The organism is Leptobacterium flavescens (genome assembly GCF_010671605.1).
GTDB lineage: Bacteria > Bacteroidota > Bacteroidia > Flavobacteriales > Flavobacteriaceae > Leptobacterium > Leptobacterium flavescens.
In genome coordinates this window covers 1,249,367-1,262,790 of sequence record NZ_JAABOO010000001.1, presented here as the reverse complement: position 1 = coordinate 1,262,790, position 13,424 = coordinate 1,249,367, and the positions used below count along the sequence as shown (strand labels likewise).

Sequence of the window (13,424 nt, the reverse complement as noted above, 5' to 3'; positions counted from 1 at the left end):
ATTATTCTTCCAGTAGTTTTTCATCGAATTCATAACCCTTGTAGTTCACCTTAAACAGGATACTGTAAAAAGAGGGGATAAAGATCAGTGTAATTACCGTACCGAACAGGAGTCCGACCATGATACTTACTGCCATTCCTTCCCACATTTCACCTCCGCTGATATACAAGGGGATCAACCCGAGAACAGTGGTGAAGGTAGCCAGGAGGATAGGACGGAAACGCTGCAGACAAGCAGCGATAATAGCATCTTTGATATTGCGTTTTATTTCATTTTGTTCAATCTCGATCCTGTCGATAAGCACGATAGCATTATTGATCACGATCCCTGCCAGGGAAATTACTCCGAGGAAGGGCATAAATCCGAAAGGCTCCTGAAAGATCATCAGCCCGATAACCACTCCTATAACTCCCAGTGGAATAGTTGAGGTAACCATCAGAGTCTTCCTGAACGAATTAAACTGTATGATGAGAAGTAATAAAATGATAAAACCTGAAAGCGGCAGATACTTTATTACGGCTCCCATATTGTCTGCCGTACTTTTTGCATCCCCCCCAAACTGATAATCATAACCCGCAGGCCAGTTCTGTTTTTGCTCATCCAGCCAGGGAGTGATCTCTGCTGTAATGGCAGAAGCATTCCCGTCTGCACGTAATTCACTCGATATATTTATCGTTCTGTTCAGGTCCAATCGCCTGATCTTGGAATACTGCCATTCAGGTACGATGGTTGCCACCTGAAGCAGGGGTACACTTTTCCCCGAATTCTGAGCATAGATGTTCAGGGTTTCCAGAGATTCCAGGCTTTGCTGCTGGTTGGCCTCACTACGCATCACGATCGGGATAGACTTATCATCCTCTCTGTATTCTCCGGTCTGGAAACCGTCGAGTACCGTTTGCAGGGAAGTAGCAATATCCTGACTCGTGATCCCGGCGGTCTGGGCTCTGCTCTGATCTATATCTATTACAAACTTTTTACTTTTAGGCCCCCAGTCGTCTTTTATATTTTTAGTTCCGGCAATGACCGAGAGTTTTAGTTTAACAGCTTCTGATATTTTAGCCAATTCATCCGGGCTATCTCCCGAAACCTTGATCTCTATGGGGGTTCCGCCTCCACCGGCTCCCAGTGGTCCTACCTTAATGTCTGCATTGGGGAAACTTTTAAAGCTATAAGCATCCAGCCTGTCTATCATTTGCTGATTAAGCTCGGCTGATGAGGTATTGACCAGTAAATGTGCATAGCTCGAATTAGCTTCGTCCGGAGAATATCCCTGGTCATAGGATTCGGGACCTTCACCGATATAGGAAGACCAGTCGATAATCCCTTCCGTTCTGGAAGAAGATACCTGAAGGGAATCCTTCATATACTGTTCTATCTGCTCAACGATCCCGGAAGTACGTTCTATTCTCGTTCCCTGTGGAAGGTTAATATCTATGGTGATCATATTCCTGTCGCTATCGGGGAAAAAGAGGAAAGGAAGCTTTGTAAATCCAAATAGGGACAGAAGGAACAAGCCGATAATTCCGAAGAGGACCAGTCTTTTAGATGCAAGTGCTCTTAGAATAATATTCTTGTAATATCTTTTCATGGTATCGATGGCGCGATCTATCAAACTGGGCTTTTTTTCTCCCTTGGGTTTGATCTTCAGGAACAGATAACAGAAAAGCGTGATCACAGTAAGAGCGATGATCCATGATGATAATAAAGCCAGAGAAATAACCACAAAAATAGGCCCTACGATATCGCCCATTGTAGATTCGGCCAGATAAAAAGCCAGGAAGGCCGCCGAAGTGGTCAGCGTTGAGATCAGTAGGGGAGTAAAAAGCTCCGAACAAGCCTGAATAGCCGCTTTTTTGGCATCCATTCCCTTTTCCATTTTCACCATAATAGTTTCGGCTACCACAATGGCATTGTCTACCATCATTCCAAGGGCCATGATCAGGGCAGCCAGGGTTACCTGGTTGAGTCCCATATTGATAAGCCCCATCAGCATCAGGGTCATAATGGTTACTATGGGGATCAGACTGGCTATGATGGTTCCGGTTCTGAAACCGAGGAAAATAAGCATCACCAGCAATACAATACTGATAGATTGAAGGAGGTTGCTGATAAAATCGCTGATCTTAAAGTCGATATAACTATCCATTGAGGCCAGTCGTGTTATTTCCAGTCCTACCGGAAGTTTTGACTTCCATTCGGTCATCACCTGGTTTACCTCTTCTCCCAGCTTGATGATATTAGCACCTTTTTTAAGGTTGACATGAAGGGAAATGGCATCCTTCCCGTTTACCCTGACCCTCTGCGTAGGAGGGTCTATATACCCTTGTTTTATATTGGTAATATCTCCCAGATATACCAGCTGACTCCCATCACCTACCGGAACGAGGGTTCTTTTTATATCTTCTACCGAATTGAAATTTCCCGTAGGCTCTAAAATGATCCGTTCATCTTCCAGATTGATCTGCCCTCCGGAACTGAGAATATTGGTAGATGCTATGATGTTCTGCAATTTGCTGGCAGAGAGATTGTATTCTTTAAGGCGGGTGTTATCGAATTCTACAAAGACCCGTTCTTCCTGTTCTCCCCCCAGCTCTACTTTCGCCGCATCTTCCAGTTTGATGAGATCGTCTTTAATGTCGTCTGCATATTCCTTCATCTGAGCATAGGAGAAACCATCACTGCTCAGACCTACAATGATCCCGTAAACATCCCCGATCCCGTCGTCATTTAACTGGAGTTGCACTCCCTGAGGCAGGCCTTGCATGGCATCCAGTTTTCTTCGCAGGCGATCCCAGACAGCCTGTAGTTTTTCGGGCCCAACTTCATCTTTAAGTGTTACCGATACTACCGAAAGCCCGGATCTGGACGTACTGTTTACTTCTTTTAATTCGGGAAGCTCCTGTGCTATTTTTTCCACTTTGTCGGTAACCAGTAACTCCACCCGTTCGGGGCTGGCTCCCGGAAAAGTAGAAACCACGGTGGCTACCCTTACCGTATAGGGCGGCATGCTATCCCGCGACAGAGACTGGTAGAGAACGAGTCCCATTAATATGATGGTTCCGAGAACCGTAAATGTGATCCTGTTTTTATCTATGGAGAATTGTGCTAAATTCATTTGTCGTCGATTTTATTTTTCGGATTCCTGTTTTTTACCGGGTCCGGTACTTATTGTAAACGAACTTCCTGTCCGTCCAAAAGGGTCTGTAAACCGGCAGTGGCAATTTTTTGCCCTGCAGAAAGACCGCTTTTTATTTCAAAACCTTCGGATGTCAGTTCTCCGATATCAACATACTGCTTTTTAACAACGCCATTTCCGGCTTCATCTCCTTCAATTAAAAATACAAATTGTCCGCTTCCGTCTTCACCTACAGATTTGGCCGGAACTACTAAAGTATTGGCTGTGCTTTCGCCATCTCCGAAATCGAAGGTCACATTAGCTGCCATTCCCGTTTTTATTTCCTCGGACGGATCGGTGACAATTATCCTGACCAGATAGGTAGAAGTGGAAGCATCTACAGCAGGTGCTACCTCTGTTACCCGGCCGTTAAACTGTTTTCCTGCCAGAGAAGAAAAATCTATCGTTACATTCATTCCCTGTTTTACCCTGTTGATCACACTTTCGGGTAGTCCCAGAGAGATCTCCATATCCGTTCCCGCATTCAGAACCGCAATATTCTGCCCGGGGGTTACATTCTCGTCTATCTCGGCACTTACACTGGCAATAACCCCGTCTTCGGGGGCGTATAGATAACCGTATCGTATTTGTTCCTGCTGAATATCAACGCTTCTTTTCTGAGATTCATGACTGGCCAATGCAGTTCTGTATGAGTTTTTGGCACTCTCAAAATCACTTAAGGAAGCACTTCCCTTTTCGTAGAGCGATCGCGTCCTGTCCAGACTTAATTTGGCGGTATTCATCTGAGAAGCTGCACTGTTTAGTGAAGAAACTGCCTGCTGATAGGCCAGTCTCGACTGTACATTATCCAGTTTGGCAAGTAACTGCCCTTTCTTTACTTCCTGCCCCAGTCTGATATTGAATTCTGTGATGATACCATTGTTCCGGAAACTCAGATTGATAATTTTATCTGTTTTTGCGGTTCCGTTAAAGGTCCTTATTTTCTCACCTCCCAAAAAACCAACTTCCTGATACTGTACCGGACGTACTATTTTTTCTTCCGTTTTCTTTTCTCCGCCACAGGAAGACAAAGAGAACACGGCAATAAGAAACAGTGCCTTGAATAGATTCGAATTATTCATTTTTTTTCTGGTTTTATATTTTGTTATTTTCATTTTTAGTGTCTTTTTTATTGTCTCCCGATCATATACTGGTTAAAACGCTGGATAAACTGCTGGTTCTCTGCTTCCGTATGCAACAGAAAATAGTAACCGATGATCCTTTCCAGCTGAATGGAACTCAGGAAGTAGTTGTATACGGCATTTGCTTTTGCCAGCTGAGCCTGTAAGTAATTGGTCTGAGCATCTATGAGCTGCACCAGGTTTACGGCTCCGTTGGCATAGGAAGCCTGGGTTAATTCCAAAGCTTCTTTTGCTGTTTGCTCGGAAACCTGAGAGAGTTCAATATTGGCGATCTGATTGATAATGCTCAAAACGGCATCATTAACATTTCGCTCTATATTCAGTTTGGTATTGTCTGTATTGATCTCCAGCTGATCTTTCTGTATGATGGCGGTCTGCCTGTTGATGTTTTGCTGATTTTGCCGGAAAATAGGAATAGAGAGATTTAAACCGATATTGTAATTGCTGTTCAATACGGGTTCCGGGGTACTTCCCGCTCCCCATTGATTAAAACTCCTGTTATACTGGCCTTGCAATGCCAGGGTAGGGAGGAACCTACCGGATCCGTTGAGTTTAATATTGCGTTCGGTTGCTTTTATATTGTAATCAAGAGATTTTAGTTCGGGAGCATTGCGGAGAGCTTCTTCCACTAAAAAGGAAACAAAAGGCCTCCGGAGGGTGGGGTCGTCCAGGAAATCCCGGAACCGCTCGTAATCATAACCTTCAAAGATGCCTTTTTCCAATTCGGCTTCATCCACATCGATCTCAAAATCTATAGGGTTGTTGAGCACCTGGTTTAGGGCATAATATGCCTGTTCCAGCTGATTGGCAGCTTCTACCAGGGATTGTGTATTGCTTGCCAGTTCACTTCGGAACCTGAGGACATCTGATTTTCCTGATTGTCCGGCCTCATAGTTTTGCGTGGCGATCTCCAGGTTCTTCTTGGTAACATCCAGGTTCTGACTCTGTATCTGCAGGTTTGCTTTTAATATCAAGGCATTAAAATAGGCATTGGAAGCATCGAGCAGCGTATTGAGCTGATCGGCATTGAAACTTTCCTGCTGTGCCTTTTCCAGGTTTTTCTGAATGTTGATATTGGCATTGGCAGATTCTGAGAAAATGGTTTGCTGAAGCGTAATATTTCCGGCTGTTGAATACTCCGGATTTTGCCCTCCCGAAATTTCTGCCAGATCCGGATCTACATAGGTTCCCGTAGCTGCAGCCGTTATATTGGGCAGGTAATTACTTTTGGCAGTCTTTACATCCTGTGTTCTCAGTTCCACATCTTTTTTGCTGGCCTGTAGGTTGAGGTTCCTTCCGACGGCATCATTCATTACTTCCAGAAGGTTGTATTTTTTCTCGGAGAGAACATTTTCAAAATCGCCTACAAAATTCGTGGTAGCGATCAGGCTGTATTTTATAGGGATGCCTACCCTCTCTGCGGTATTGTAGTTCACGGTTAACTTATCTTCGTAGTCCAGATAGATGGGAAGTTCGGCCAGATCTGTTCCGTTAACGTAGGCCTCCACACTCAATGCAATGCGCCTGAAGAACTGACTGATATTTTCCTCCGCCTGATTGGTAGCCAGGAGTCCTGCTTCCACGTCATCTATATCGGTAGATGTAAAGGAGGGGATCTTTTTGACAATAAGTGCCTGTGCCAGTTGTTTGATCTCATCTTCGTTCAGAAAGAAACCTCCGGCCAGGTAAAATGCATCAATTCCTTCCAGTTGCCCGGTCAGATCGCTTATGTTCTCATAGGGAATAAGAGTATAGGAAGCATCTAAAGCAGCCAGTTCCTGATCGAAAATTTCCCTGAAAGGCAACACGTCCGCAATATCTTTTTCTATAGCGATACCTACCTTTTTAAAATTGGAAAGTTGCTGTAGCGTTTTAAGATCTTCATTAAAGGATTGAGAGGCGATCAGGTAGGCAAAATTATGAATGCCCGAAGATTGCTGTCCTTCCTTTAACCGGATGAGGTCGCTGTTTACTGTTCCGAAAAGAATAGTTGGTTTTTTGTGTTCCTGCTGACGGGTGATTACCGTATTATTGATCGGCCCGAAAGCAAGAATGATATCGGTTTCATTATTGATAAGCGTATTGTAATTAGCTTCCGCCTTCTGCAGATCGTAATAATTGGTGAGTATGTTTTTATCGGAGAAATTGATATTGGCATCTGCACCTACCACAGATTTTATCTCGTTTTGAAGCTCCCGGAGCAGCGGAGCCAGCTCGGGAGTCTGATTATCCAGTAAGATACCTATCTCATAATCCTTTTTACCTTGTGAGAACCCCAAAAAGGTAAAGAGGAGTGCAATGAATAATAAATGTTGTTTCATACGCTTAATTTTTGTCAAATGGTATATCAAAATTAGAAGTGATGCGATCTTTAATAAACTCCAGGGTTTCCTCCCAGAATTTTATTTCGCTTTTCATATAACTGTTTAATTCTTCGTTATTGCCGGACCTCTTGTTGAGAGTATCTTTCAGTAGAGCATAATAAGTACCATAGGCTGAAACAGATGAATAGATCCTTTGTTTACAGCCTTCAATATCCATGTAGAACAACCTCCGTCTTTTACTTTTTTCTTTGATCATAAAGTTTACTTCTCCCGTATCCAGTAAAATCTTAAGGGCCTTGCTGGTAGCACTTTTGCTGGCATTTATTTGCTCCATGATCTCTTCAAAAGTGAAATACTTCTGATCGGAAGTATAGAATAAACCCAGGATCTTCCCGGCTATGGGTGGGTAGTTTTCATTTTTCAGGATTTCAGCATACAGCTCTATCGGCTTCATTTTGAAAAGTTTGTACAAAGGTATAAATTAGTTTCCAAATATGGAAACCAAAAATTAAATGCTGTAAAAAATAAGCCCAAAAGAGCTTATGATTTGATTTATAGGGGATTGAAGGAGGGCTAATTCCGGATCTTTCCGATCTGATCTTTAAGATCGCTAAAGCCATCCCTGATCTGTTGCTGTAGTTTTTGAAGATCGGGAGATGCTATTTCCAGGTCGGTGCCTATTTTGCTGTGTACTTTCCACAGCTCCCATACCTGTTCGGAGGCGACCTCTATAGGCGGGTACTCAGGATTAATGGAAATGAGTTGCAGATTTTCTCCTGCCTTGTCACGAACTACTCTTTTTACCAGGATACTGTCTTCCAGGACCACCACATAAATATCGTTGTTCTTTATATGACTCATATCTTCTACAGCCCTGGCAATAACCCATTCTTTAGGCTGAAGATTGGGCAGCATACTGTCGCCTTCCACCTGAAACCCTCTATAGGTGGCGTTCCTGTATTCGGGTAAGGGGAGGTCGAAGGCAGGCAGGTCTTCATACCATTCCGTATCCTGTATATTATGTGCATATCCGGCAGAAGCCTTGGCATTTACCAGGAGGATGTTTTCATTTTCGGCAGAGTTTACAGAAATAACTTTAGGACTTATATCGGCTCTGACGGTCTTTATATACTGATGAGAGCTTTCGCCATAGAGCCAGAGAGGATTTACATTAAAGTGCCTTAGCAGATCGGCAACGACCCTTCCGGATAGTTTTGTGCGCCCTCTTTCGATATCTGCTGTTGATGCGTTGATCCCGAGCAGATCGGCAAAAGCCTGTTGTGTATAACCCTGCTCTTCACGGACCTGTTTAAATCGTTTTGCTTCTGTAGACAAGACCTTATCCATATAGCAAATATAGCAGTAATTCGGGAGAATTTCCGAATTATTAATGGATTATTTCCAAAATATTGGAATATTTCCATATTTTTGTAAAAATTCCAAGCTTAATGAATAAAACGGTATTACATCTGGATCTGGATACTTTTTATGTTTCTGTAGAGCGGCTGATCGATTCGAAACTACAGGACCGGCCCCTGCTTGTGGGTGGTATCAGCGACAGAGGGGTGGTGGCTGCCTGCAGTTACGAGACCCGCAGCTATGGAATACATTCGGGCATGCCTATGAAAATGGCAAAGGAGCTTTGCCCCGAAGCAACGGTCATTAAAGGAAATGCGGGAACGTACAGCAAGTATTCCGATATGGTGACGGAGATCATTAAAGAGAAGGTTCCCGTTTTTGAGAAATCGAGTATCGATGAGTTTTATGCCGACCTGTCGGGAATGGATAAGTTTTTTGGCTGCTATTCCTATGCTTCCGAATTGAGAAAGACCGTCATTGAAGAAACGGGATTACCTATTTCATTCGGATTGTCGATCAACAAAGTAGTTTCTAAGGTAGCGACCAACGAGGCCAAACCGAATAACCAGATGAAAATAGATTACGGTCATGAAAAACCTTTTCTGGCTCCCCTGTCTATAAAGAAGATCCCGATGATAGGTGATAAGACCTATCAGACATTGCGAAACCTGGGATTAAAAAAAGTAAAGACCATTCAGGATATGCCTGTAGATATGATGAGGGGAGTACTGGGGGTGAACGGGGTGACGATCTGGAAACGGGCCAATGGAATAGACAATACTCCGGTGATCCCTTTTTCCGAACGCAAATCTATTTCGACAGAGCGGACTTTCGATAAAGACACCATAGATGTGGTAAGGCTGAAGAGTATCCTGGTGGCCATGACCGAAAACCTGGCTTATCAGTTAAGGCGCGGTAATAAGTTAACGGCCTGTATAGCGGTTAAGATCAGGTACTCCGATTTTAATACTTATACCAGGCAGTTAAAAATACCCTATACCAGTGCCGATCATATCCTGATCCCTAAGATCCTGGATCTGTTCAGGACCTTGTACAATAAAAGATTACTGGTACGGCTGATCGGGATCCGTTTCAGCCACCTGGTGGGAGGGAACTATCAGATCAATTTATTTGAAGATACGGAGGAGGCACTTAATCTGTACAATGCTTTAGATACCATTCGCAACCGCTACGGAGACCGGAGTGTGATCAGGGCATCTGCTATGGGAGCAAAAACCATTGGCAGGATGCATAATCCTTTTAACGGACAACCCCCGGTGGTACTGGCGCACCGGAAGCAGTGAGGAAGGCTTGGTTGTTACACCTTCACTAAAGTTTTGGTGTATGTTGATGGTTGATGGTTGTTCGTTGGTTAGTTGTCACTTCGAGCATCTCGACTTGCGCCTCCGCTTTAGCTTTTGCGGCACGCGGGCGCTCGATACAGGCTCGTCGAGAAGTTAGAATTTGGTGTTTGGAATTTGGAATTTAACCCGCAATAGGGATTGAAGCGGCATCCTTTTTAAACTAAAAAGATAGAGCGGAAAGCCCGGCGCTCTGAAGCAGAGTGAAAGAGGGATTGCACAATAAGAAATGATAAATGTTGAATCCCGATAGCTATCGGGATGAATGTTGAATGAATACTAACAACCAACAACTAAATACTGACAACTAACAACCATCAACTAAAAACTAAAAAAACAAAAACATGTACCTCAATTGTCATACCTACTACAGTTTGCGTTTCGGGACTTTCTCGGAGATAGAGCTCCTGGAACTGGCCGGGGAGAATCATGTAACCCAGCTGGCACTTACCGATATTAACAATACTTCGGCCTGCCTGAATTTTATCAGGAAATCCGAGCAATACGGGATAAAACCCATTGTGGGGATCGATTTCAGGAATGGGGTGGAGCAACTGTATGTCGGAATTGCAAAGAACAATGAGGGCTATAAAGAACTGAACGATTTTTTATCGCGCCACCTGTATGAGGAGAGGGAATTTCCGCAGAGGGCTCCCCGGATGGAGAATGCATATATCATTTACCCCTTTAAAAAAGCAGCAGAGTGGGAAGACTGCGAGCTTTCGGAAAATGAATTTATTGGAATTGCCATTGCAGACCTCAGGAGGCTGGCGTTTTCGGACCTTCTTTCCCTGAGGGAGAAACTGGTGGTGCTTCAACCGGTGACCTTCCGGAATAAAAGAGATTTTAATGCGCACAGGTTGCTGAGGGCCATAGACAATAATACTTTGTTGAGCATGCTTCCGAAAAGTGAGGAGGCCGGGGAGGATGAGAAAATGTTTCCTCTGCAGAACCTGGCAACAGTATTTGCCGAATACAGTTTTATTCTGGAGAATACGGAGCGATTGATGAACAGCTGTCATATTCATTTTGATTTTTCATCAGGCAGGAAACCACAGAATCAGCAAACCTATACAGGGAGTAAAAAAAAAGATGAGGAACTGCTGGAAAAACTCTGCAGGGAAGGCCTGCCTTACCGCTATCCGGAAGCGGAGAAACCCATCTGGGACCGCCTGGAGAAAGAACTTTCCCTGATAAAGAAAATGGACTTTGTTTCCTACTTCCTTATTAACTGGGATATCGTTTCCTATGCAAGGGAGCAGGGTTACTACTATGTGGGAAGAGGAAGCGGAGCTAACAGTATTGTAGCTTACCTGCTGCGGATCACCGATGTGGATCCTATGGAACTGGACCTCTATTTTGAGCGTTTTATTAACCTTTACAGGACCAATCCCCCCGATTTCGATATCGATTTTTCCTGGAAGGACAGGCAGGATGTTACGCAATATATTTTTAGCCGCTTTAAGCATGTGGCCCTTTTGGGAACTTATGTCACCTTTCAATACAGAGGGGTGATGAGGGAGCTGGGAAAAGTCTTCGGGCTTCCCAAAGAGGAAATAGATGTTTTATGTGATGGTAAACACCGGGCTGTAAACCTGGATGAGGTTTCCGTACTGGTTAAAAAATACAGCAAACTTATACAGGGAATGCCCAATTATGTGAGCATTCATGCAGGAGGAATCATTATAAGCGAACGCCCGTTGCATTACTTTGCTGCTACCAATTTCCCTCCCAAAGGTTTTCCTACCACCCAGTTTGATATGGTAATTGCGGAGGATGTCGGCCTGTATAAATTTGATATTCTCGGGCAACGCGGACTGGCTAAAATTAAGGATGCTATTGCCGTGGTAAGACAGAATCAGCCGGACAGATCCGGTTTTGATATCCACAACGTAAAGGCGTTTAAAACAGATCCGCGGATCAACAATCTTATAAAACACGCGCAGTGTATGGGATGTTTTTATGTAGAATCTCCCGCCATGCGGATGTTGCTCAAAAAACTGGCGGTAGATAATTACCTGGGGCTGGTAGCGGCCAGTTCTATTATCCGTCCGGGAGTGGCCAAAAGCGGAATGATGCGCGAATATATCCTGAGGCACCAGAATCCGAAACGGACAAAAGAGAAAGCACATCCGGTAATGCTGAAGATCATGCCCGATACTTACGGGGTAATGGTGTATCAGGAAGATGTGATCAAGGTGGCTCACTATTTTGCCGGACTCAACCTGGGAGAAGCCGATGTGCTAAGGAGGGGGATGAGCGGGAAATTCCGTTCCCGGGAAGAATTTCAGAAGGTAAAAGCAAAATTCATCTCCAATTGCCGGGAAAAAGGCTATGCAGATGCCATTATTTTTGAGGTGTGGAACCAGATTGCCAGTTTTGCCGGTTATGCATTTGCCAAAGGGCACTCGGCGTCTTATGCGGTAGAGAGTTATCAGACCCTTTTCCTGAAAACCTATTTTCCGCTGGAATTCATGGTGGCAGTGCTTAATAACGGAGGCGGATTTTACCGTTCTGAGTTTTATGTACACGAAGCCAGGATGCTGGGGGCTGTGATACACCCGCCCTGTATCAATAAAAGTTTTGTGCAGAATATCATAAAAGGGAAAGATATATACCTGGGGTTCGGGTACCTGAAGGATCTGGAAGACAAAACTGTTAAGCGTATTATTGAAGAACGGGAAAGAAGAGGAAGCTTTATTTCCCTTGAGGATTTTATAGAACGGACGGCCATTTCTATAGAGCAGTTGAGTATCCTGATACGAATTGATGCTTTCCGGTTTAGTGGAATCGATAAATACGAATTACTCTGGGAAGCTCATTTTAAGCTGGGAAGTACAAAAAAAGAAGAAGAACCACCAAAGCTTTTCAAACCGGAATACAGGCATTGCGATATTCCCGCTTTAAGAACCACGGCACTGGAAGCGTCTTTTGATCAGCTGGAATTACTGGGTTTCTGTTTGCGGAGCCCTTTTGAACTTCTGTCTAAAGAACCCAAGAACAGGAATGGGGCTAAAGACCTGCAGCGCTATACCAACAGATATATAGATATTTATGGCTACCTGGTATCCATAAAAAATACAACTACGCATAACGGAAAGCGAATGAATTTTGCCACTTTTACCGATCAGGACGGAGAAGTTTTTGATGTGGTTTTATTTCCGCAGGTGGCCAAAACCTACTATTTCTGGGGGAAAGGAATTTACCGCCTCTATGGGAAGGTGGTAGATGAATTCGGCTTCCTGAGTATAGAGGTGGTAAAAATGGAGAAGCAGGATTATATTCCCGACCCCAGATATGCTGAGGAACAACCTAATGGAAATAAAGAATTGTTGAAAAAAATATGAAGATTTATTTAGATCGAATAAAAATAAAGTGTATTTTCGCCTCGTTTTTAATTTGTTTTGATACGTGGGCAAGAAAAAGGAGAAAATAAAGAAGAAAGAGAAGAAGGAAAAAAAGGCAAAAAAAGCGAAGAAGGAGATCCTGGCAACTACTATTATTGAGATCCCTAAAAAATGCAAAAGCAAGTGCTGTAAAAAATACAAAAAGGGTAACCGTTGTAAGCGTTGTCCTATGTTAGATCTACTCAAAAAAGCAGCTTAATCCGTATTTTATTGATATAACCGGAATCATCGTAAGCTTGCCTTGTCGGCAGACAGACTTCATTGCTTTACTCCACCTAATGATATAATTAAAAACTCAACTATCCGTTATTAATCATTCATTTTAGCTAAAGTTTAAACCCGGGGAACAGTAAAAGTTCTGTTCATTTTTGGCTTGACCCAAAAACGAACCAAAAAGGTCAAGACTGATTTTAAATTCCTTGAAATACTACAAAGCTTTTACAGCCGCGCAGCCCAGGCCGTTTTTGCTTCGCAAAACACTTTTTGGACAGCTTCCGACTCCCCAATGTAAAACCTTTTTGATTTCTAACGGAATTAAAAATAGGTCGATTCTTTTAATGGTTGAGAAAAAGATCATCATATAATGCCTCCTTCTCCCTGTGGGAGAAGGTCGGCCTACCGACAGGTAGGTTGGGATGAGGGCAGCCCTCACCTTA

8 protein-coding genes are annotated in these 13,424 nt (G+C 43.6%); 3 read left to right on the top strand and 5 right to left on the bottom strand.

Annotation, left to right across the window (positions count from 1 at the left end):
* Position 1: 1 nt before the first annotated feature.
* From GWK08_RS05520 to GWK08_RS05500, 5 genes are all read right to left on the bottom strand, one after another.
* On the bottom strand, positions 2-3,115 hold the full coding sequence (locus GWK08_RS05520) for an efflux RND transporter permease subunit (protein WP_163605896.1): 3,114 nt from the start codon (positions 3,113-3,115) through the stop codon (positions 2-4).
* Positions 3,116-3,165: 50 nt separating this feature from the next.
* Positions 3,166-4,257, bottom strand: a complete 1,092-nt coding sequence (locus GWK08_RS05515) for an efflux RND transporter periplasmic adaptor subunit (protein ID WP_163605895.1) — start codon at positions 4,255-4,257, stop codon at positions 3,166-3,168.
* Positions 4,258-4,304: 47 nt separating this feature from the next.
* A complete protein-coding gene (locus tag GWK08_RS05510; protein WP_163605894.1) occupies positions 4,305-6,638 on the bottom strand; it encodes a TolC family protein in 2,334 nt (777 codons plus the stop codon).
* A 4-nt stretch (positions 6,639-6,642) separates the two neighbouring features.
* Positions 6,643-7,095, bottom strand: coding sequence for a hypothetical protein (locus GWK08_RS05505; RefSeq protein WP_163605893.1), 453 nt, complete (start codon positions 7,093-7,095; stop codon positions 6,643-6,645).
* 119 nt (positions 7,096-7,214) lie between these two features.
* Positions 7,215-7,988: an XRE family transcriptional regulator gene (locus GWK08_RS05500; RefSeq protein WP_163605892.1), complete on the bottom strand. Its 774-nt coding sequence runs from the start codon at positions 7,986-7,988 to the stop codon at positions 7,215-7,217.
* Positions 7,989-8,089: 101 nt separating this feature from the next.
* Between GWK08_RS05500 and GWK08_RS05495 the strand changes: the two genes are divergently transcribed.
* The 3 genes from GWK08_RS05495 to GWK08_RS05485 all read left to right on the top strand — a co-directional run bounded on the left by GWK08_RS05495 (position 8,090) and on the right by GWK08_RS05485 (position 12,967).
* Positions 8,090-9,304 (top strand): DNA polymerase Y family protein, encoded by a 1,215-nt coding sequence (locus tag GWK08_RS05495; protein ID WP_163605891.1) that lies wholly within the window; start codon positions 8,090-8,092, stop codon positions 9,302-9,304.
* 401 nt (positions 9,305-9,705) lie between these two features.
* On the top strand, positions 9,706-12,708 hold the full coding sequence (locus GWK08_RS05490; RefSeq protein WP_163605890.1) for a DNA polymerase III subunit alpha: 3,003 nt from the start codon (positions 9,706-9,708) through the stop codon (positions 12,706-12,708).
* 64 nt (positions 12,709-12,772) lie between these two features.
* Entirely contained in the window at positions 12,773-12,967 is a 195-nt protein-coding gene (locus tag GWK08_RS05485) for a hypothetical protein (RefSeq protein ID WP_163604846.1), read from the top strand.
* Positions 12,968-13,424: the final 457 nt, after the last annotated feature.